The organism is Pseudomonas sp. NBRC 111140, assembly GCF_001320885.1.
Lineage (GTDB): Bacteria > Pseudomonadota > Gammaproteobacteria > Pseudomonadales > Pseudomonadaceae > Aquipseudomonas > Aquipseudomonas putida_P.
In genome coordinates, this window is record NZ_BCBQ01000044.1 from 1 (window position 1) to 20,923 (window position 20,923).

General features: G+C 59.3%; 17 protein-coding genes. 3 read left to right on the forward strand and 14 right to left on the reverse strand.

What is annotated here, in order from left to right; translation table 11 throughout:
* From APH42_RS15460 to tssB, 13 genes are all read right to left on the reverse strand, one after another.
* A partial coding sequence (locus APH42_RS15460; RefSeq protein WP_374701056.1) for a toxin VasX occupies positions 1–591 on the reverse strand: 591 nt, incomplete at its 3' end.
* On the reverse strand, positions 584–1,516 hold the full coding sequence (locus tag APH42_RS15465) for a DUF4123 domain-containing protein (protein WP_012272856.1): 933 nt from the start codon (positions 1,514–1,516) through the stop codon (positions 584–586). The genes APH42_RS15465 and APH42_RS15460, both read right to left, overlap by 8 nt.
* Positions 1,513–3,681 (reverse strand): type VI secretion system Vgr family protein, encoded by a 2,169-nt coding sequence (locus APH42_RS15470; RefSeq protein WP_060493681.1) that lies wholly within the window; start codon positions 3,679–3,681, stop codon positions 1,513–1,515. Before APH42_RS15470 ends, APH42_RS15465 begins: the two co-directional genes overlap by 4 nt.
* A 73-nt stretch (positions 3,682–3,754) precedes the next feature.
* Positions 3,755–4,270 carry an Hcp family type VI secretion system effector gene (locus tag APH42_RS15475; protein ID WP_012272854.1) on the reverse strand — a complete coding sequence of 172 codons (516 nt, stop codon included), beginning with the start codon at positions 4,268–4,270 and terminating at the stop codon, positions 3,755–3,757.
* Between the two features lie 119 nt (positions 4,271–4,389).
* Entirely contained in the window at positions 4,390–5,259 is an 870-nt protein-coding gene (gene icmH, locus APH42_RS15480; RefSeq protein ID WP_012272853.1) for a type IVB secretion system protein IcmH/DotU, read from the reverse strand.
* Between the two features lies 1 nt (position 5,260).
* Positions 5,261–6,598: a type VI secretion system baseplate subunit TssK gene (tssK, locus tag APH42_RS15485; RefSeq protein WP_012272852.1), complete on the reverse strand. Its 1,338-nt coding sequence runs from the start codon at positions 6,596–6,598 to the stop codon at positions 5,261–5,263.
* A 55-nt stretch (positions 6,599–6,653) separates the two neighbouring features.
* Entirely contained in the window at positions 6,654–7,451 is a 798-nt protein-coding gene (gene tssJ / locus APH42_RS15490; RefSeq protein WP_060493682.1) for a type VI secretion system lipoprotein TssJ, read from the reverse strand.
* A complete protein-coding gene (locus tag APH42_RS15495; protein ID WP_060493683.1) occupies positions 7,448–8,017 on the reverse strand; it encodes an FHA domain-containing protein in 570 nt (189 codons plus the stop codon). Before APH42_RS15495 ends, tssJ begins: the two co-directional genes overlap by 4 nt.
* Positions 8,014–9,030, reverse strand: a complete 1,017-nt coding sequence (tssG, locus tag APH42_RS15500) for a type VI secretion system baseplate subunit TssG (protein WP_012272849.1) — start codon at positions 9,028–9,030, stop codon at positions 8,014–8,016. The genes APH42_RS15495 and tssG overlap by 4 nt, the downstream gene beginning before the upstream one ends.
* On the reverse strand, positions 8,994–10,760 hold the full coding sequence (gene tssF, locus APH42_RS15505; protein ID WP_060493684.1) for a type VI secretion system baseplate subunit TssF: 1,767 nt from the start codon (positions 10,758–10,760) through the stop codon (positions 8,994–8,996). The genes tssG and tssF overlap by 37 nt, the downstream gene beginning before the upstream one ends.
* A gap of 3 nt (positions 10,761–10,763) precedes the next feature.
* Positions 10,764–11,174 carry a type VI secretion system baseplate subunit TssE gene (tssE, locus tag APH42_RS15510; protein ID WP_060493685.1) on the reverse strand — a complete coding sequence of 137 codons (411 nt, stop codon included), beginning with the start codon at positions 11,172–11,174 and terminating at the stop codon, positions 10,764–10,766.
* Positions 11,171–12,661, reverse strand: coding sequence for a type VI secretion system contractile sheath large subunit (tssC, locus tag APH42_RS15515; protein ID WP_012272846.1), 1,491 nt, complete (start codon positions 12,659–12,661; stop codon positions 11,171–11,173). Before tssC ends, tssE begins: the two co-directional genes overlap by 4 nt.
* A gap of 17 nt (positions 12,662–12,678) precedes the next feature.
* Positions 12,679–13,182 carry a type VI secretion system contractile sheath small subunit gene (gene tssB / locus APH42_RS15520; protein ID WP_060493686.1) on the reverse strand — a complete coding sequence of 168 codons (504 nt, stop codon included), beginning with the start codon at positions 13,180–13,182 and terminating at the stop codon, positions 12,679–12,681.
* A 322-nt stretch (positions 13,183–13,504) separates the two neighbouring features.
* Between tssB and vasI the strand changes: the two genes are divergently transcribed.
* The 3 genes from vasI to tssM are packed head-to-tail and all read left to right on the forward strand — an operon-like array spanning position 13,505 to position 19,187.
* Complete coding sequence (gene vasI, locus APH42_RS15525; protein WP_177336856.1) at positions 13,505–14,155, forward strand: type VI secretion system-associated protein VasI; 651 nt, start codon at positions 13,505–13,507, stop codon at positions 14,153–14,155.
* A complete protein-coding gene (gene tssA / locus APH42_RS15530; RefSeq protein ID WP_060493687.1) occupies positions 14,143–15,606 on the forward strand; it encodes a type VI secretion system protein TssA in 1,464 nt (487 codons plus the stop codon). Before vasI ends, tssA begins: the two co-directional genes overlap by 13 nt.
* Positions 15,603–19,187, forward strand: a complete 3,585-nt coding sequence (gene tssM / locus APH42_RS15535; RefSeq protein ID WP_012272842.1) for a type VI secretion system membrane subunit TssM — start codon at positions 15,603–15,605, stop codon at positions 19,185–19,187. Before tssA ends, tssM begins: the two co-directional genes overlap by 4 nt.
* 40 nt (positions 19,188–19,227) lie before the next feature.
* Here the strand turns inward: tssM and APH42_RS15540 are convergent, their stop codons facing one another.
* On the reverse strand, positions 19,228–20,910 hold the full coding sequence (locus APH42_RS15540) for an FAD-dependent oxidoreductase (protein ID WP_060493688.1): 1,683 nt from the start codon (positions 20,908–20,910) through the stop codon (positions 19,228–19,230).
* Positions 20,911–20,923 lie beyond the last annotated feature (13 nt).

Genomic DNA, 20,923 nt, shown 5'->3' on the forward strand with positions numbered 1-20,923 from the left:
CCGGTGGGGCGGTTTGAAGTCTTCGACCCAGGTTTGCAGGGCGCTGACCGGCAGCACATGGGGCTGGGTGGACGGCGCTTGGTTGCCGCTCACCAGTTCGGCCATGTCCAACTGGCGCATGTGCCGTTTGCGCAGGGCAGGCGAGCCGGTGATGCGGGCGGTCATGGCGTTGGTCCACAGGTGTGGGCTGTAGCCGATCCAGACTTCCTTGGCGGTATCGGGGCAGGTATCGGCCCACACCCAGCCCAGGGTGCGGCTGGAGAGGTAGCGTTCACGCAGATGGTAGTTCTCCAGCCCTTGGTAGCGCAGTTCCTTGTAAAGGCCTGCGCCGACGTACTCATGAATGACCAGCTTTTCGCCCAGCGGGCCTTTCATGAACACGTAGACATAGCCCTGACGCAGGGCGCGGAGGGTGTAGGCGGAGTGCTGCAGCGGGGCAAAGCCTTGTTCGAGGTTGAAGCCTGCGTCGGCATAGCGGTAGGCGGGGGAGTCGCCGGTGCGCGGCACGATGGCATAGCGCACTGGCAGGACGGGGATGCGTGCGCTACAGGCAGGGCCGGAGGTGGCGCTGCTGACACTGGCGTCATTCATAAGTGGGATCCTTGCTTTCGATCAGTGCGCGCAGTTCGCGGAGGCGGCCCTGGGGTGACTCCTCAAGGTTGGTGTAGATCCTCCCGGCCTGGTCATCTGTCATGAGCCACATGTGCCTGGCAATCAGCCTGATGAATTGCCCAGCGACTTCCTCATCGCGAAAATTGAGGGCTTTCAGTTGCGGCAGCAGGCGTTCGATCCATTGCCTGATGTCGGCCAGCGTGTGGGTGACATGCTGTGGCAGCGCCAACACTTCGTGTGCCAGCGTGAGCACGAAGTGTTCGTGCATGCCTGCTTGAAACCGCTCAAGTTCAAGTTTGCGAAGGGGAAGTGGGGCTTGGCTGAAGGGGCGCGCAAGCGTCGGGCTGCGCTGTAGCGTTTTCCACTCGTGAGCTGGCCCCCAGTTGACTCGCCAGGCCAGCGAAGTGACAGGCCCGAGCCACGTAGCTCGATGGTCGTCATCCAATGCATCCAGCCACGCCGCGAGGTGGTCCGGTTTGAACTGGAAAGTGGCCAGCCCCTGATCCGGTAGCGAGATCTGTACGAGGCTGGTGAAGTGGTCCGCCAGCTCGGCAAGGCCAACATCGGCATCCAGCGCGATGGCACCACCAATGGGCATCCAGGTCGAGATTGCATGGGTAAGCAGTTCTGGCGCGTCTGACACGTCTACCAGCAATGGCCCAAAGTCATAGCGCTCGTCCAGGGCACTGCGCCTCCACAGCCACGCATACTGGGTGTTTGGGCTGACTGCATGGACAAGATCAATTACCCAAGGGGCATAGGCCGGGATCAGCTCACCATTCGGGAGTATTTGGGATATTGGCCGGTAGGCCCAGTACTCGAGCACGTTAGTCATTAGCAGTAGGAAACGTGCGTTGTTGCCGAAGTACGTGCTTGGAAGCGTGTCCGAGGGTGCGGTGTTCATCGACCTGCCCCCCCGATGCAACGGCAGTCGGGCAAGGGACAGACGCCATCGGGGCGACGCCCACACTGACGTTCCAGAGGTTTGCCAGTGACTGGCGCGCTGCTGATTGAAAAGGGGTTGGTTGCCCCATCGGGCGATTTGAGGATTTGGCCGTTGATGCGTATTGTCGGGCTGTTCAGGGTGATGCCGGTCTCATCGATCTGGATAGAGCCCCCGGGGCCCTGGATGATCACTGCTTCTGCCGTACGAAGCTCATAGCGGCGGGTACGCCTGTGGATTGCTCCTCGGGCTTCCAGCTCGGCGAGCCCTTCGATCTGCTGCTTGAGGTTGCCTCCAATAGTGATGTGGTGATTGGCGGCGATGTGGTCGTGGCGGTGATTGCCGATGGTTTCAACACGGTCATTGGCTATCTTGATGGTTTGGTTGCGCCCTATATCGAGCGCGGCGTCTTGGCCAATGGTGACGTGTTCGTCATTGCCAACCGTTTCAGTACGGTCATGGCCAATCAAAATCGACTCGTCGTTATTGACCTGTTCCGTGCGGTCATTGCCGACCTGGGTACTTTCGTCATGCTTGACCACGATGTTGTGGTCTTTCTGGGCATGGATGAACACTTCCTCCTGGCCCAGTTCATCCTCGAAGCGCAGCTCATTGAAGCCATCGCCCTTGTGGGTCCGGCTCTTGATGGTCATACGGGTCTTGTGCTGAGGCAGGTCATACGGAGGCAGTTGGTTACCGCAGTAGGTGCGGCCGGTGATCATCGGCTGATCGGGGTCGCCGTTGACGTAGTGGATGATCACGTCCTGGCCTATGCGCGGGATGGCCATGGCGCCCCAACTCCCACCGGCCCAGCCCTGCGACACGCGCACCCAACAGGAGCTGAATTCATTGTTTTCACTTTCACGGTCCCAGGGGAAGCTGACTTTGACTCGGCCCCATTGGTCGCAGTAGATCTCCTCGCCCTGTGGTCCAACCACGGTTGCCATGTGCGGGCCGTCAACCCGTGGCTTGGACAAGGGCGCAGGGCGCCACTCGATTCGGCCCGGAACCAGCACAGCTTTTTGTTCGTAACGTGTGCTTTGCTCAGCGCCGAACGCCTCTTCCTGCAGGCTGGTGAACTGGCTGCCTTCGTGGCTGACCGCGCTTACCCGCCAATGCACATTCAGGTTTTCCCGTGGGTGACCGGTCAGGTTGAAGCTCAGACCCGGTTGCAGGCGTACATCGTCACCCTCGACCTCGGCAACGCGCGCATCGTGTCGTAAGGCAGTGATGCGATTTTCGGTGAACGGTTTACCAACGGCATCGCGTTTGTAACGGCCCGGGTAGTCGAAGCACTCGTAATCCTTGGACTGGTGCTCCAGGTAACGGCCGGACGCCCTGTGCTCCTGGCGATAGGCCGGGTGGGTGAAGGTGTAGTCGCGTTGGACTTGTCGTGCGGTACGCACCTGTTCGCTGTAGCGCAGGCGCCGCAGGCAGGATTTAGGCTGGTCACCGCCGCTGCTGGAAAGGTACAGCACGGTGTCGGGGGCCAAGGGCGCGTCGTCTTCGTCGAAGCCTTCGTCGTTGTCCTCGCGCTTGATGGCACCATGACTGATCAGGCCAAGTGATTGCAGCCTGTCGGTGATGATCAATCCATGGCGTTCATCGTTGTGCTCGAAGCGGTAGACGATGCCTTCCTCTGCTGCCAGGCGGGCGATGAAGTCGAGGTCGGTCTCGCCGGCCTGTACGCAGAACTCGCGTACCTGATGGTCCATGCTAGTGCGCATGTCGAACTGGACGATGCCTTGGCGCTTGAGCATGAGCTCGAGAATTTGCGGAACGGTCTTGTGCTGGAAGATGCGCCAGTTCGAGCGAAGCCTGGCACGGGCCAATTGGGGTTCGACCAAGGCATGGTAGTAAGTGCGGGAGAAACCACTCTCGCCCTGGCTGAAGCTGCTGATCAGGCCGTGTATGTAACGTACGGGGTGGGCACCGTCCCAGATGGTGAACAGCGCGGGTTTGTCGAGCAAGTGGCCAAAGTCGACATCGTGCTCGAAGCTGATCAGCTCCAGGGTTAATGTGAACGGTTGGCTGAGCTCCTCCTTGAGCTTGAACGACACCACTTCGAATTCAGCGTTTCCCACCTGGGGCTGGAAGCTGTATCGCAAACTAGATCGGCTGGGCATATGCAGTCCTTGTTCGCCGTTTAAGACTTCGAAGTGCCCAGGCAGATCATGGCTGCCCAGGCTTTTCGTTAGATCAGGCGATCGGTTTGCGCCAGTCGTCGGAGCCTTCCGTACCCGCCGTCACGTGGGCCCAGGAAATCTTGCGGTATGACATTGCCACTTCGATCAACTGCGTATAGTTAGCGTTTGTCTGGTCTTGGGCATGCGGCAAGGTGGTATTGATGTCCACGATGGTGGCGTCCTCCAGCTTGGTGGTGAAGAAATGCTCTTGCTTCCCCTCCACCGAGGTGCGGTACCAGTTCACTTCAACGACTGGCAGCATTTCGCCGCTGGCCAGCGCCTGGTACATCAATGGTGTGGCTTTGTTTAGTGAGCTGGTGAAAATGAAGGGCTTGTGCACCCTTTGGCCAGCAGGCTGGCCACTTTGCGGATCGGTGGGAACGGTCACCTGGTGCTTGATCTCCTGCACCAGAATCTCGTCTTCGTGGCCTTCGACGAATACATTGCCGACTGAGTCGGAGGTGAATGCGCCTGCGGTGATGTTGCCTTGGGTCTTGCCTTCGATCTTGATGTAAGCGGGGGTTGGCATGGCAGTTTCTCCTGCGTCCATGTGAATTGACACGCGCACCACAGGTGGCGTGGCCATCAGAAGCGATGGGCTTGTCAACAAGGCAGAAGCCTCGCTAAATCGTTAATTACGCGTGCGACCTACTGCTGCAAGATGCCGTTGAGCGACTCCACTACCTCGGTGGTAATCAGGTGCAGGCGATAGCTGTAGATGCCGTAGGCCACAGCCATTGCGATGGCCGAAATCACCAGGGGGCTCCACCAGGGCCACTGCCGGTCCATGCGGAAATTTCGTGGGGCCACGTTGGTGTAGGGGTCGCAGACTTCTTCTGGCGTGGGGCCGCGTAGTTCGCGAATGATCCCGTGCAGTTGGTGAATCAGTGCGTTGAGTGTTTCTTCGCCCTTGGGCGCAAGGGCGTACTTGCCCCTGAGCCCAAGGCACAGGGCGTAGTACATGAACTCCAGTACGTCCTGATAACGCTTGGGCTCCTGCATCAGACGGGAAATCACGGTGAAGATTTTTTCCCCACCCCAGGTTTCGTCGTGGAAGATGCTCAGCAGCGGCTCCTGGCTCCAGCAGCTGCTCTTACCCCAGGGCCGTTCCATGACGGCCTCGTCTATGAACAGGCACAGTCCATAGGAATACGCCAATAACTGAGCAGGCTCGTAACCGTGCTGGCGTATTTCTTCCTGAATGTTGTCGATCTGGTTGCGAACTTGTTGATGCACTTCTTTGATGTTTGGCAATTCATCAAGCGTACGCAGGCGGATAACCAGGCCGAACAACGGCGATGCGGCATCCAGCATCAGGTTGGCAAAACCACCTCGCAGTTGAAACTCCGGATCGGCGGGGTAGCCTTCAGTGATCGGTTCAGGCTCAGGTTTCTCCATGGGCGCTTGCGCATGGGGTGGTTTGACCTGGGCGTCTGCCATTGGCTGTTTGAGTGCTGAGGTGAGCTGGCTGCCTTCAGTGCTTTTTTCACCGGTTGGCGTGTTGTTCTGTCCTCCCATTTCACTCACTCCTGATCGCCCAGAACTGCAGCTCAAGTCCTGGGAACTCGCCCGCGATGTGGATACCGAAGCCATTTGCCTTGGCCATGCATGCCCAGGTCGGGTCACGCCGGTCCAACTCGAAGTAGCTGAAACCTGCATGGAAGGGCAGGTCACGCGGGGCCACCGGCAGTGGTCGCAAAGGGATGCCCGGCAGTTGTAGCGGCACCAGGTCGATCAATGACTCAAGTGAAGTAATCTTGGCTTTCTGGATGAACATCTGGCGCAAAGCCTGTGGCGGCAGGTCGGCGCGCACGGCGAGGATGAAGTCGGCTTCGTCGATTAGGCGACGGTCCTCTAGCGTGGTTGTCATCACGCCGAATGCTTCGCCCTCCAACGGTAGCGACACGGCGCGTGGCCGCAGGACCGTGCTCAGGGATCGGCGCAAGGTGTTTTCCAGCGGTTTGAAAGAGGTGTGCAGTGCAGTGTGGTGATACGCCGGGTACTCCTGCGGCAGTCTGTTTTCGTCGGTGAAAGTGACGAATTCGCCACAGGCCTGGCTCATGCTCAGGTACAGCTGCTCGGGGTGCGTTTGCGCTTGCCTGGCCAGGTGCTGAAAGCATGGCCACCAACGGTTCATGGCCTGCAGCAGGTTGAAGTCGCGGATATCGGCGATACCGGATTGGCCCGATGCGCCAATGCGTGTGGCAAGTCCCCGCGCGCGCTCGCGCAGTGTGTTGGTGATTTCGTCCAGGAACCGCTGCAGTGCCGGTATCGCCCGCACTGACACGCTGGTAGGGTAGAACGCTTCGTCCAGCTGTAGGCTGCCATCGGGGCGCCGTTCCAGGATGCGTGCCAGTGCCAGGCGAGTGTAGGCGCTACTGTCCTGGGCCTTGCGCTTGAGCTGCAGGTTGGGCACGGCAAGGTCTACGTTTACCAGGTCGCCATCGGCGGTGTGGGTATCCTTGATTTCCTGTGCCTGGGCGGTATAGCGGAAGTTAGCAGCATTGTCGGGCCAGCTCACTTCGCGCCCCCCATCGGTTCGCAGCGGCAGGCACAGATACACCTCGCTGTCCTTGCAAGCGTCGTCGCCGATTTCCAGTGGCGGTGGTGGTGGCAGGTCGGCGGGAATGTCGAATACCGTGCCGTCCGGCATGACGCCTCGCGCCCGAGTGATGGCTATCTTGCCAAGGCTCAGGTACTCGTCGTTCAACTGTATTTCGCTGAAGCCATAGAACGCTGCATTGAGGCTGGCGAGGCGCTGGTGCAGGGCTGCTTCACTGGCCCTGGCCGCCTGTTGGAAATGCTGTGGTTTTACGAACAGGCCTTCGGGCCAAAGGACGGGGTTGCGTGAACTCATGGGCGCTCCTTGTCAGCGAGAGTAGGCGGGAAGGGCAATGGGAGTGGAGGCGCCATCAGTCTTCTTCCTTGAGTACGATGTGCGTGTCGTTGACCAATACCGACAGCACGATCTGGTGGCCACGCGGCGGAATACGCAGCACTTGCCGCCAGCTGGCGTTCTCGTGGCCTCGGTAGTCGCCAATCACCGCCACGAAACGGGTTTCGGCGTGGATAGCTTCGAACGGGATGTATTTGAACTGGCCAGGGCTCAGCAAATAGTCATCAGCACGGATGTAGGTACTGCGCAGGGCTGCGGCCGGGTCCTGGTCCAGCAATTGGTAGACGGTGTTGCGCAGCAACGAATCGTCGCGCAGTTGCAGGATCTTGATGGCCATGGGCGTGGCGACCTGCTCCGAGGCCGCGGCTGCGCTGCGCGGTAAGGTCAGCACCACCGTTGGGTCGTCATAGCTGCCGGGGGCGCTTTCTTCCAGAGGGGAGCGAGCCTGGGGACTGTCGTTTTCCTCATCCATCTCGACGGGCGATATGGCCGGGAATTGTGCTTGCAGGTACTCGAACAAAGTCCCGATTTTTTCGGTCAACGCGTAGGGGTCATCAGCACTCAGGGTCACTGCGTAAGGGCTGGGCTCCAAGGCGCTATCCTGTTCGACCCCTACGTCAAGGCTGTTCGGGTTACCGTTGAGGGTAGGGCTGGCATTGATGCTGAACGCGAGCTGGGTTGGGTGGTCCTTGGGCGGCCCGATGGGTAGAGAAGGGTCCATGACCACTTGACTCACTCTGCTTAGAGACGTGCAGCCGGCCAACCCCACCAGCGCAATCAGCAGAGGCGCGAACAGCAATGGATGACTCGTCATGGACGTTCTCCTGCAATCAGGCGTTGCAGTGGGTTTTCTGGCGATGTTGCTACGCAGGCCACTGCCTCCAGCGCCGCCAGGGGATCATTTCCCATGTCAGTCCCAAAGACCGAGCAGATCTCGGCGACAGGTTGGCTGGGAGTAGGTTTGGCCTGCCATGGGCTGATAGGGGCTTCGGCTACCAAGCGGTCGAGTACCCTGCGATCTGGGTTGAACAGGTCCTCCAGGGCATGCGTGCATGCTGGATCCTGGGCGTACTGCACCTGTAGTCGATAAGCACCAATGCGAAGTTGGTCCCCTTCCATCAGGCGCCTGGGAGGGAGTGATCCCAGGCAGACGGAGCTGTCATTCATATAGGTGCGGTGGCAGTGATCGATCACGCAGAAGCTGCCTTCAATCCAGCGGATTTCGCAGTGGATAGGCGCCACGGTCTGATCACGGTCATTGAGCCGCCAGTTAGCCCGCCTGCTTCCGATGGTCCCGCCTTTGCAATCGAACCGATGCCGCGCTGTCATGTCATGCCGCAGTTGGCCGAGGTTGATGATGCTCAAGGTCAAAGTGCTCAAGAACGCCCCCTGAACTGCACGACAGGGCTGAGCTGGCCATGCTGGTCATCGAAGAAGCTGGTCCAGCCCAGGTAGGCGCCCTGGCTGCGGTGCAGGCAGAAAGGCGACAATGCGTTCTGCTTCAGGCGCAGTTCCAGGTCGTAGGCCAGCCCGTCACGCAGCAGAAAGCCGATCAGTGCACGCAAACGGCCGAAGTTGATGCCGCTGGGCAGCAAGTCCCGCATCTGCGCTTGGTCGAGTTCGCTGATCACGATGGTGAACTTGCTGCTGCGGGTGCGGGTGCGGCTGCCGACCATGAACGTGCTGCCCAGCTGGCCGTTAGAGCGGCCCAGGCTTACAAGCTGTCTGGCCGCTGTGGGTACCGAACGCGTCTCGAACTCGCGAATCTGTACGTGTTTGAGGTCGAAGCAGTGTCCTATGATGCCGGCCACGGTGCCCGGCGCACGGCTGCGGCTGGCGATAACGCCAGCAAAGCTGAGCAGCCGGCTCCACGGGAGTGCCGTGTCCCCTCGCAGCTGTTTGTCATTAAGCCCCAGCAGGGCAAACACGTATTGCGAAAACCCGTCACTGGCACCTGGCTGGAAACGGATGTAGTAGCGGTACTTGCGCCAGATCCGGTGTAACAGGCTGAGCAGGTAGTGGTTGAAAAAGTCGAAGAAGGCCGGTCGCACACCAATGCCCTGTGCATGTTCATAGGCCACTTGTTCCAGGTAATAGGTGGGCAGCGGTGAATCAGTACCGTGCAAACCCATGAACGTGGCAACGACTCGGTAGCGCTCCTCCTCAGTGTGCATCCGCTGGGCGTTGTACACGTCCGAAACGGGGAAGGTCAGCCGGGGGTCGCAGGCCAGGCGCACACGCAGCCGGGTTGCTTCATCCGGCCAACGGGGTTCCAGATCATCGCCATGCAAGCCATGCAGCCGTTCCAGCAACTGAAAGAAGTTGTACTGGTGCGCTTCCGAGAGCAGCTTGTCGGCTAGATCAGCGGTTGCTTGCCGGTCTGTATTGGCCATGTGTAGTGCTCATTATTGGTGGTGTTGATCACTTCCAACTGGTGGAAGGAGTTGATGCTGGCGTACAGGGCGAAGAAGTGGGCGAGCACACAACTGAACAAGTACAAGTCGCCTTCGCAAAGGAAGGCGGTCTGGTCCAGTTTCAGCCGGGTGTGCAGACCACGAATAGGTTGTCCCTTTATTAGCCAATCCATGGGTTGTGTATGAATATCGCGCATACCTTCCAGGCGTTTACGGGTGGTGCGGGCCTGCTGGATGTCGTGTAGGGCCATGAAGTCATAGGCTCGTATCACTGCTTTAAGCGGCTCTACCGAGAGCAGGGAGAGGTAGTTGAGCGACATGTTTGAAATCAATGCCCATTGCAACTGGCCGTCCAGCACCGGGCGGCAGGGACGGGTGGGTTTACAGAGGTTGGTGTAGGTGGCCAGCGGGGGCGTGAGTTCGGTCAGGACGTTGATGTCATCGATGCCCAGCGCCAGCGGTAGGTCCCGATTAGTGCAGGTCAGGTCGATGGACGCGGTTTCCAGCTCGCCTATGTAGCTATTGGCGTCGGCACGGACGAAGGCGATTCGATGCATGACGCCATCGCCGTGCAGGCACTCTTCCAGCTGGTAGCGGTAGTACAGCGCCGTGCGCCCCTGAATATGCTCGATTTCATGGGCAAACGACTCGAAGGGACGGAAGGTACGTAGGTGTTCACCGATTTTTCCGTCTGTTGTCGTTCGGGTGCTAATGACCTGGTCGACACTGAAGATTTCGTATCCGTGCGGCTCTGTGCCCTTGGGCTTCAGTGGAACCAAGGCGTCCTCGCCGGACAGATCGATAGGTTCGGCGCTGTGCTGGAACAGGTTCACCGCAGGTGCGCAGAACAGGTTGAAATCTGCTCTGCCGACACGCAACGAGTCGGGTAGCTGGCGCGTGAAGTGAAACTCTAGGCATATGCGCTCGCTGTCATGAGCTGGCCAGATTTTCTCCAGCCCAGTCACACTGAAGAAGTGGAAGCGCTGGGGGAAAGCGAAGTACTCCTGCAGGATCCGGTAACCATCAAAGACGTTTTGTGGGTAAGGCAGCATGGCGTCATCGGGGCTGAACCCTGGGAACGTAATGCTGTTTGCCGGCAGACGACGTGCCTCGCCATCGATGGCCACGCTGACATGCTTGAGGTATTGAGAAATCCACAGGTAAAGCGTGCGTGCCGTGCGGGTATCGCCGGAGAGGTAAAAGTCGATGCTGGTACAGCCCAAACTGTTCAACGGCCGCTCGACCAGTATTTGAAGGCCGATACTGACCACAGAACTGTCAAGTGTCTGGGTTGCGGCCACCGTGTCGATCTCGAATGGATGAACGTTGACCGCTGTGCAGGTGCGAAACTCACAGGCCACGCCGTCTACCGGTTTCGAGAACAGCCTCGACCCCTTTGGGATGCGTTGTGACTGGCTGAGGGATTGCTTGATCGGGCTGAACTGGATGATCGTTGCGCTGGGGAGGGGGCGCAGATAATTCGGCCACAGCAACTGCAGCATGGGATGGGTCAGCTCTGGCAGGTCGTCTTCCAGCTTGAGCCGAAGCTTGGCGGTCAGGAATGCGAAGGCTTCCATCAGGCGTTCGACATCGGGGTCGCTGGCACCGTTGCCAAGCAACCGGGCGAGTTGTGGGTTGTCTTTGGCGAAGTCGTTCCCGAGTTCGTGCAGGTAACGCAGTTCTTCGCTGAAACTGTCTTTCAGTGACATCGGTCACCTCACTCGGGTGTAGCGGTTGTGCCCGTTGACCAGCAGCTCAAGTTGCAGCTGCTCAGTGTGGTTGTTGACCCGTACCAGACAGTCCAGCTTGAAATGCAGCTCTAGCGGGGTATGGGCATCAGGCACTGCTTTTAGCGTGCGCACTTGTATGCGTGGCTCGAATCGCTGGAGCGTGCGGCGGATATCCGCGCTCACCTGTACGAGCAAGTCGCCGTTGTTTGCGTCATGCCCGTTGAAGTCGCGCAGGCCTAGCTCAGGGCTGCTCTGAGAGCACCCCTGGCGGGCATTGAGCAGCGTTTCGAGGTGGCGCTTGATGGCGGCGAATTTGTGGGAAGCGCTCTCCCGCCGGGAGGCCTTCCGGCTGATGCACTGATCCAGCTTCAAGCGATCAAAAAGCCCACTCATTGCGTATCGAGCCGTCCGACCAGGGAAATTTCGAAATTCGCGCCCATGTACTTGAAGTGTGGGCGAACAGCGAGCGAAACCTGGTACCAGCCTGGGTCACCGGCAACATCCGATACCTCGACCTTGGCGGCACGAAGCGGCCGGCGACTGCGAACATCGGCAGACGGGTTCTCCTGGTCCGCGACGTACTGCTTGATCCACTTGTTAAGCTCGGACTCAAGGTCGCGGCGCTCTTTCCAACTGCCAATCTGTTCGCGCTGTAGCACCTTGATGTAGTGAGCCAGCCGGTTGACGATGAACAGGTAGGGCAACTGGGTACCCAGTTTGTAATTGGTCTGTGCCTGTAGCCCCTCGGGGGTTTTCGGGAAGTTCTTGGGTTTCTGCACCGAGTTGGCCGAAAAGAACGCGGCGTTGTCGCTGTCTTTGCGCATGGTCAGGGCGATGAAACCCTCTTCCGCCAGTTCGAATTCTTTGCGGTCGGAGATCAGAACCTCGGTAGGAATCTTGGCCTGCAACTGGCCCAAGGACTCGTACAGATGGACTGGCAGGTCTTCGACGGCGCCGCCCGATTGCGGACCGATGATGTTCGGACACCAGCGGTAGCGGGCGAAGCTGTCATTGATGCAACTGGCCAGCAGGAAGGTGGAGTTGCCCCACAGGTAGTTGTCATGCTGCCCGGCGATGTTTTCGTGATAATTGAAGCTCTCGATCGGTTTTTCCTGCGGGTGGTAGGCGGAGCGGAGCATGAAACGCGGCCCGGTCAAAGCGACATGACGGGCGTCTTCGCTTTCACGGAATGCGCGCCATTTGGCGTGCCGAGGGCCGGCGAAGAGGTCTTTTATTTCCTTGAGATTGGGCAGTTCTTCGAAGCTGCTCAAGTTGAAGAACTCAGGAGAAGGCGCGGCCAGGAAAGGTGCGTGAGACATGGCGCCTACGGAGGCCATGTAACTCAGCAGTTTGATATCCGGCGAAGAGGGGCCGAAGCTGTAGTTACCAACCATGGCCGCAATCGGCTCGCCCCCGAATTGACCGTAACCTGCGGTATAAACATGTTTGTAAATGCCGCTGCAGGTAATGTCTGCAGCATTTTCGAAGTCATCGAGCAGGTCTTCTTTGTTCGCATGCAGCACTTCGAGCTTGATGTTCTCCCTGAAGTCGGTGCGGTCTACCAGGATTTTCAGGCCGCGCCATGAAGATTCAAGCTGCTGGAACTCTGGATGATGCAGAATGGCATCCATCTGTTTGCCGAGTACCCGGTCAACCTCTGCAATCATCTGGTCGACCCGGTGCTTGTTGATCAACTGATCCGGGTCATTGCTTTTGAGGATTTCGGCGATGAAGGCAGATACGCCATGCCGGGCAACCTGATAGCCCTCATGCGTGGGTATTAGTTTGGTTTCTGCCATAATCTGGTCGAGCAAGGTGGCATTGCTTATCGTGCCGGTCGTTGTGTCTTCGCTGATGTTGGTATTGCTAGGCTTAGGCATGAGGACGCTCCGTTGTCTCAGTCATTTTCTGGTGCTTCAAGTACCAGGTTCAGTTCTTGGGCAAGCTGTTTACGTGCCTGCTCGTTGTTCAGCAGATGCTGCAATTGCTTGCGAAAAACGGGGACGTTGCCCAATGGGCCCTTCAGGGCGACCAGCGCTTCACGCAGTTCCAGCAGCTTGTTCAGCTCGGGTACCTGGCGTGCGATTTGGTCCGGCCCGAAATCGTTGATGGACTTGAATTGCAGGTGAACCCCCAGGTCGGCGTCCGGGGTTGTGCCGAGCATGGACGGCACAGACACGTCCAGGCTCACGTTGGCGTCGCTCAACACGCTGTTGAATGTGTGTTTTTCGATGCGCATGGCCTGACGGTCCTCAAGCGCACGGTTGTCATTCAGGCCGAAGTCTCCCAGAACCAGCATTTTGTGAGGTAACTCCACCTCAGCCTGCATATCGCTCGTGGCGGGGACATACTTGATATTGACGCGCTCTTTTGGTGCGACAGATCCCGTGCTTCTAGACATCAATACCTAACTCCTTTTTGGTTTGTAGGATGTTTAAACAAAGGTGTGTTTAATTTGGGTTGAGTTCTGTAGGAAGTTTCTTGCGTCTGTTATTTGGGGTGGTTTAGTTTCTCGTTGCGTATAAAAACCATGCATGGGAAGTTGTTGTTTGGTCGAGTGCAAATGTGTAAGTAAATATTTGTTTGTATGCATTCTTCGCGATGTATTAGGCTTCTGCGGGTTTTGCTGGAGCTGGATGTGTGTATATGCGCATTTAAATGAGTTTGTAGGAAAGTTCGTGCGGTCATGTAGGGCGTTTATACTTTTGGAGAATGAACTCAGGATGATTAACCCTTGTGCATATGGCGCCGGTCTCTCGTTGTTGTTTTTTCTGCAGCCGGTACTGGCAGGCCCCACACGGGACTGTTCTCGGATTGTGTCCAATGTCGAGCGACTGGCCTGTTTCGATCAGGCTGCCGGCACCCCGGCGTACAAGACACATCGGCAGTGGTCTGCACCAGAGCAGCAGGCCCCTACAGTGCTGCGCGTGATGGCAAATGAAGCCGCACGGCCACGGGATGACCTGACGTTTCGCATCGAAAGGCGAGTCCAGGACGTTACAGGCGCACCAGAACTTGTGATCTCAGCACCCGCCATAGCCTCGGGTAACGAACCTGCCTACCTGGCGATCAGTTGCATTCAGGCCATCTCCAGATTGCAACTGATTGCCAGACGCCCCATCGAGCCGAGTTGGGTCAAGGTGCGGCTGGTGGGGGAGGGGTGGTCCACCACAGAAACGCAGTGGCAGGTGATGGAGAATGGTCAAGTGCTCGATGCGGGGCGCGGCCTGCCTGCGATCGAGCAGATCAGAAGGCTCATTGGAGCCCAGCGCATCGAGGTTGTCAGTGATCACGACGAGGTCGACGGGCTGACCTTCGATACACAAGGCCTCGACCCATTGATCAGCCAGGCGCGAAGCTTATGCCGGTGGTAGCGCAAGTATCGGAGCGCGAGATCACTCGCTTGCTAGCGCCGATTGATCCGGCCGTCCCGGCTGGTTTGTTCGATCTCGAGGACGAAACCTACCAGGCTATCGACCAGGAGATGGTCAAGCTGGGTGGGCTACAGGACGCCTCCATCGACTGGGCTTACATCGAAGAGGCGTCGCGTCAGTACCTAAGCCAGCAATGCAAGCACTTGCGAATCGTCGCACACCTGAGTGCTGCATGGCTGCGTGGCGGATGTTGGGAGCGCTGGGGTTTCACCTTGGCGTTGCTGGCCGGCATGATCGAGTGTTACTGGGAGCACGCTCACCCCAAGCCAGGGCCAAAGGGTTTTCTGGTCAAGCGCAAGCTGGTTGGTCTGATGATCAATCGCTTGGCCGAGGCGCTACCGCGTCTTGATCGCTTTACCTACACACCGACTCATGCGGCGGCAGCGCAGGCTGCGTTGAAACGCCTGCAACAACAGGATGCGGTTCAGCTGGAGGGAGCCGCTCTGGGCGAACTTGAGCGCCTGCTACGCAAGCACACGGAACTTGCCAATGGCGTCGGCGAGGCTGCCGCGCCCGAGGCGCCGGCTGCAAGCGTAAAGCCGGCGCCACTGACCGATGTCATCGCAGCGCCAATGCCGCGCGTGACGATGGGTAATGAGCGTGAGACACGACGGGCAGTGCTGGCTATGGCCGAGCTCATCAACCAGCAGGACCCTTACGACCCTACCGGGTACCAGCTACGGCGTTTCGGATTGTGGGGGCACATTCAGGCGGCCCCTCAAGCCACTCAGGGCAACCGCACGGAATTGATGTCGGTTCCGCTGGATATCACGCGGGTCTATGAAGAAGCGATTGCCAGCACAGCGATCGACCCCGCATTACTTCAGCGCATTGAAAAGAGCGTGACGGCGTGCCCGTTCTGGGTTCGTGGCAGCTTTCTAGCTGCGACGGTCGCCTTGCGGCTGGCGATGGGTGAAGTGGCCGAAGCCATCCGTAGCGCCACTGCTCGTTTTGTGCAGCGCATGCCCGCGCTGCAGCAACTGTGCTTCAGCGACGGCATGGTGTTTGTCGACGACCAAAGCCTGGCCTGGCTCAAGGGCACGCAAGGGCCTTCTGCCCAAGGATCAACCCCACAAGAGTTTGGCGGCCTGCGCGAGGAACTGATCAGTCAGCTGGAAACCGCTGGCGTAGAAGCGGTGCTGCTAAGGCTACAAGCGCTGCAAGCGGACTTCCGAGCTCCCCGTGAGCGCTGCCACACCACAGTGATCGCTGCCGATTTACTGGCCGCGCGGGGCGTGTCCTGGCTGGCCCAGGACTTGTGCGCCAGCGTTGCCAGAACGATGCAGAAAACCACTGCCAGTGCGTGGGAACCGGCGGTTTTCCAGCGCCTTCAGCAGTACGCGGGATCCCCTGCGCTGGCTGATCAAAACAAGGAACAGGAGCCTCGATGAATCAAATATGGAACCCATTCAAACGCTGGGGGCTGCAGTGGGTAACGCGCGCGGGCTTGGCGCTGCCGCTGTTGCTCGGGTTGGGCACCGCACTGATGCTGGTCGCCATCTGGTGGCTCGGACCGCAATGGTCGTGGTATGAACAAAAGCCACTGGCGAGTGTGCTGCATCGCAGCTTGGCAAGCCTTGTTTTCCTGCTGATGCTACTTCTAGGCTGTCTTGTAGTACTGCGCATACGCTATCGTCGCCTGCAAGCGGAACGTCGGGAGGTAGTGGCCGCCGAACAAGACCGGGCGCTACATTTTGTGCAGGCGCAAGAGATGGCGCTGAGCCAAGGGCTTGACCGGTACCTTGACAATGCGGGTGGGCGACGTGCGTTGTACCGGCTGCCCTGGTACCTGGTGTTGGGTGACGAACAGTCCGGTAAAACCAGCTTCGTCGACCGCAGCGATCAACGCTTTACCTTGACGCGCATCGACCAGGCTCAGGCACGAGGCCGACAGGCTGAAGCATTGGCCTATCCGGTGGGCTGGTGGGTCAGCGACGATGCTGTAATCATTGACCCGCCCGGTATTTTTATCAGCCAGAATCCACCAGCGGGCTCGGCGGCCACCGATCCCTCCGCGCCGCCTGGCACCCAGGCCAGGTTGTGGGAGCATCTATTGGGTTGGCTGCTGCGCAACAGAAGCCGGCGGGCGCTCAATGGTTTGCTGCTGGTTGTCGATCTACCGGCACTGCTGCATGGCAAGCCAGAGCAACGCGCCGCCCTGGCCCATGGCTTACGCACACGCCTTTACGAAGTGAGCAGTCAGCTGGGATCGCGCTTGCCACTATACGTGGTGCTGACCAAATTCGATCTGCTGGATGGCTTCGATCAGTTATACAGCAAACTTTCGGCCGCCAAGCGTGAAAGCCTGTTGGGGTTCACTTTCAAGTTGGATGCGGTCGATACGTTCGACGCCTGGCTGGAAGAGTACGACCAGCAATACGGTCGGCTGCTCGCCAAGTTGAATGAACAGGTCTTTGATCGGCTGGATGTGCTGGGCAAGACAGCACCGCGCGGGCAGCTGTTCTCACTGCATGCACAGCTGATCGGTTTGCGTCCGATACTGCTGACCTTTCTGCGTGAAACGTTGGCGAGTGACCGTTTCACCACGCCTGCGCTGGTACGAGGTGTGTACTGGTCGTCAGTGGTGCAGCAAGGCGACATCCGCAATGTGTTCGTTCGCGAAGCAGCACAGCCGTACAAGACTAAACTTCCGCTGCTTGAAGGCAAGGCTCAGGGCAAGGCGTTGGCTTATTTCATCCAGCAAGCCTTCAGGCGAGTTATCTATCAAGAGGCCGGTCTGGCAGGCGACAACATCCGGGTGACGCGCAGCAAGCGGCAGTTGCTGTGGGTTGGCTCGGGCGTAGGCATCCTGGCGTTCAGTGTCGCCATCGGCAGCTGGCAACGCTACTTCGATATCAATAGTTCCAAGGCTACCAGCGTGCTTGCCAAGAGCCAGGAATACAGCCAGCGCGAAGTGGATCAGCGTCTTGATCCGACCGGGCGCAACTTGTTGGAGCCTCTGGATCGGATCCGCGATGCGGTGGCGGTATTCGGTGACTATCGCACGGCGTGGCCGGGTGTTGCCGACTTTGGCCTGTATGAGGGGCGCAACATCGGTCCTCTGGTTGACGAGGCGTACCTGAGCTTGTTGTCCAAGCGCTTTTTGCCTGCATTGGCCGGCGGCGTGATTGACGTCATGAACGCAGCAACACCGGGTAGCGAACGACAAATGGCTGCGCTTAGGGTTTACCGTATGATCGAAGAGCGCCATAGCCGCAGGCCTGAATGGGTCGAAGACTGGATGGCACGTCAGTGGCAACAGGCTTTCCCTGGCCAAGGGCAGTTGCAGCGTGACCTCATGCAGCATCTGAAGTACGCCTTGGCTTATGCCGATGCCGATTTGCCGCAATACCGGCAGCGCGTCAACGAAGTACAGCAGGCGTTGCGTGAGCTACCTCTGCCACTGCGGGTTTACACGGGACTGAAGCAACAGGCGCACGAGCAACTGCACACCAGCCTGGACCTGCGTCACCAGGTGGGCCCCGCATTCGACGTTGTTTACCAGACATCTTCCGGTGCCCAGGGGGAGGATGTAACGCTGGCCCCTATGCTGACTGCCAAAGGTTTCAGAGAGTACTTTGCGCCGCGCAGCGAGCGATTCGCTGAGATGGCGATGGTCGATCAGTGGGCATTGGGGGAGCGCAGCCAACTCGACTATTCGGACATTGACAGGCATGCGCTTACCGAAAGGTTGCACAACCTCTACAGCGCCGATTACATCGACAGTTGGCGTCGCGCCTTGAATGCATTCACCGTGGCTGACTTCCGTGATCTGGATCATGGTGTCACGATTCTGGAGCAATTGACCGGCCCCGCAGCCCCTTTGCAGCGGCTGCTGGAAACAGTCAGAGATAACACTTCGCTTGCTTCACCTGCGGTGGTTGAAACACCGAGTGAAGTGACCAAGCTGCGACCACCAACAGCCAAGCCTGATCAACAGCAAACCTTGGCCATCCCGCGGGCGTTTGCAGGGTTGGGCGCCATGTTGCAGGCAACAGGAGAAAAACCGACCTACTACGATGAAACCCTTGGTGCGATAGCGGCCGTGCTGAACTACGCCAAGGCCGTTCAGGACAGCCCGGATCGTGGCAAGGCCGCACTGCAAGCCGTGCATCAACGCTTTTCGATGACAGGGCAGGACCCGATCGGTACCCTGCAACGTATTGCCACAGGCTTGCCGGAGCCAATCAACCACCAGGTTAGAAAGCTTGCCGATCAGACTGCCCAAGTGCTGAATGTTGAAGCATTGCGCGAACTGGAGCGACGCTGGGATGCTGAAGTGTACAGTTTCTTCCAGCAACGCCTGGCAAACCGCTACCCCTTTGTGGTGAGGGCGCCCGATGCTGCGCTGGATGACTTCGAGGCGTTCTTCGGGCCGAAGGGGCGCCTGCAGCAGTTTAATGAACGCTATCTCAAGGTCTTCCTGAAGGAAAACCTCGAGGCCTTGTATTCTAGCCAGTACGGGCAATCCTTGATCCGTGAGGATGTGATCGAGCAGCTCGAGTTGGCGGATCGCATTCGTGAAACGTTCTTCGATCAGCGTGGAAAGCTGAGTGTGCAATTCAGCATCGAGCCGTTGGGTCTCAGCGCGAACCAACGTACCAGCCTGCTGGACCTGGATGGCCAGTTGATCTCCTATACCCATGGGCCACGCCAGATCACCGGTATCGTCTGGCCAAATACCTTGGGGCAGCAGGTGCGCAGCAACCTGACCCTGCTCAGGCAGAGCGGCAATAGCAGCAGCCTTGAGTACCGTGGCCCATGGTCGATGTTCCGTTTGCTCAGCCGCGGTTCGCTGAATGGGCGCACGGCAACCAGCGTGGACCTGAGCTTCAGGACGGGTGACGGTGTGATGCGCTATCGGTTGAATGCTGAAAAGGCCTTCAATCCCATTACCCAGCAGCCGTTCAAGGGCTTCCGTTTACCGCGAGGGTTGTTGCAACAGCCACTCAAGGTTGCTCAGATGGAGTAACCCTATGAGTAGCCGTTTCGAAAATCAGGCCTCGCTGTGGTCATATTGAGCTCAAGCCACTCAATGCTCTCCCGGCCAGATACCCAAAGGTCATCCCCGGCCCAAGGGTAATACCGCCGCTCGGGTAGTGCCCACCCATCACGCTGTGCATGTCGTTACCCACTGCAAACAGCCCGGGTATCGGCTGCCCCGCGTGGTCCAGCACGCGGGCCGAGGCGTCTGTGCCCAGGCCGGCGAAGGTGCCAAGGCTGCCTGGCAGCAGTTTTACCGCGTAAAACGGCCCCTTCAGCAGCGGGCGCAACGATGGGTTGGGCACTTGCAGCGGTTCGCCCTGGGCCTGGTTGTATGCCGATACTCCTCGCTGGAAAGCAGGGTCTCTACCTTGGGCTGCATATTGGTTGAAGCCTTCTACCGTGCGCTGCAACTGCGCAGCGTCGATCCCACAGCGCTGCGCCAATTGCGCCAGGGTAGCGCCGTTGTGCAAATAGCCACTGCGCTGATAGAAGCGGGTAGGGAAGGGAAACGGTTTGGCCCACCCAATGCCATAGCGCCGTTGCGCAGTGTGGTCACAGATCAGCCAGGCCTCTGGCCGCTCGCCTTGCGGCGTGGCGGCGAACAGCGCGTTCATGAAATCGTGGTAGCAATCGGCTTCGTTGACGAAGCGCCGGCCATCGCGGCGTACGGCAATGAACCCGGGCTTGGCGCGGTCGATCAAGTGCGGGAAATGACCGAAACCGCCATCACGTCGCGGTACCCGCGATACAGGTGCCCACGCGCCACTATGGACCGCAGTGGTGGGTACCAGGCCACCGGCCTGTTCGCCAAGGCGCAAACCGTCTCCGCTGTTTTCCCTGGGCGCTGCAGAGTAATGCTGGTCACCGCCAGGCGCGTGCGGCATCAGCTGCGCGATGCGCTGGCGGTCATGCGGGAAGCCGCCACAGGCCAACACCACACCACGGCGGGCATGGATGACCTGGCCATCGGCGAACAGTGCGCCGCTGACCCGCCCTTCGCCCAGCAAGCGGCTGGCGGGTTTGTCGGTCAGCAAGGTCACGCCGAGGTCGAGGGCGCTGCGCAGCAGGCGCGCCACCAGCGCGTTGCCGTTGACCAATTGCAGCCCGCGACGGTGCAGCAGCAGGTCGCGCCCATGACGCAACAGGCGTTTGCCCACATGCAGCGCCGCCTTGGGCGAGCGGGTGGCGTTGAAGAAGGCGGCCATGTCGGCGCCCCCGGCAACGCCCATGCCGGCCAGGCTGACGATATCCAGCGGCGGGCGCAGCTTGTGCAGCCAAGGCCCGAGCAGGCGACCGTCATAGGGCAGCGCACACAGCGAGCGCCCGCCGCGTGCACTGCCATCGCCTTCACGCATGTCGGGCATACGGCTACCGCACTGGAACTGCACGGCAGTGTGTTGCTGGAAGAACGCCACCATCTCCGGGCCATGGCGCAGGAACGCGCGTTGGCGTGGGTCCAGCGCGCGGGTGTGGGTTTGCGCTCGTAAGTAACGCTCCGGGGCATCGTCGTTTTCAAGGATGCCCTCGGCGATGGCCAGCGGGTTGCGTGGTATCCACAACCAGCCCCCCGACCAGGCGCTGGTGCCGCCCAGCTGGCTGGCTTTTTCCGCCACGATCACTTGCAGGCCGTGATGTGCGGCGGTTACGGCGGCAGCCAGGCCAGAGGCGCCGGCGCCGATGACGAGTACGTCACAGTCGAGGGGTTGCATGGAAGGGGTCCAC

Coding starts and splice junctions, on each gene's coding strand:
- APH42_RS15465 (WP_012272856.1), bottom strand. CDS start 1,516: ATGAACACCGCACCCTCGGACACGCTTCCAAGCACGTACTTCGGCAAC.
- APH42_RS15470 (WP_060493681.1), bottom strand. CDS start 3,681: ATGCCCAGCCGATCTAGTTTGCGATACAGCTTCCAGCCCCAGGTGGGA.
- APH42_RS15475 (WP_012272854.1), bottom strand. CDS start 4,270: ATGCCAACCCCCGCTTACATCAAGATCGAAGGCAAGACCCAAGGCAAC.
- icmH (WP_012272853.1), bottom strand. CDS start 5,259: ATGGGAGGACAGAACAACACGCCAACCGGTGAAAAAAGCACTGAAGGC.
- tssK (WP_012272852.1), bottom strand. CDS start 6,598: ATGAGTTCACGCAACCCCGTCCTTTGGCCCGAAGGCCTGTTCGTAAAA.
- tssJ (WP_060493682.1), bottom strand. CDS start 7,451: ATGACGAGTCATCCATTGCTGTTCGCGCCTCTGCTGATTGCGCTGGTG.
- tssG (WP_012272849.1), bottom strand. CDS start 9,030: ATGGCCAATACAGACCGGCAAGCAACCGCTGATCTAGCCGACAAGCTG.
- tssF (WP_060493684.1), bottom strand. CDS start 10,760: ATGTCACTGAAAGACAGTTTCAGCGAAGAACTGCGTTACCTGCACGAA.
- tssE (WP_060493685.1), bottom strand. CDS start 11,174: ATGAGTGGGCTTTTTGATCGCTTGAAGCTGGATCAGTGCATCAGCCGG.
- tssC (WP_012272846.1), bottom strand. CDS start 12,661: ATGCCTAAGCCTAGCAATACCAACATCAGCGAAGACACAACGACCGGC.
- tssB (WP_060493686.1), bottom strand. CDS start 13,182: ATGTCTAGAAGCACGGGATCTGTCGCACCAAAAGAGCGCGTCAATATC.
- vasI (WP_177336856.1), top strand. CDS start 13,505: ATGATTAACCCTTGTGCATATGGCGCCGGTCTCTCGTTGTTGTTTTTT.
- tssA (WP_060493687.1), top strand. CDS start 14,143: ATGCCGGTGGTAGCGCAAGTATCGGAGCGCGAGATCACTCGCTTGCTA.
- tssM (WP_012272842.1), top strand. CDS start 15,603: ATGAATCAAATATGGAACCCATTCAAACGCTGGGGGCTGCAGTGGGTA.
- APH42_RS15540 (WP_060493688.1), bottom strand. CDS start 20,910: ATGCAACCCCTCGACTGTGACGTACTCGTCATCGGCGCCGGCGCCTCT.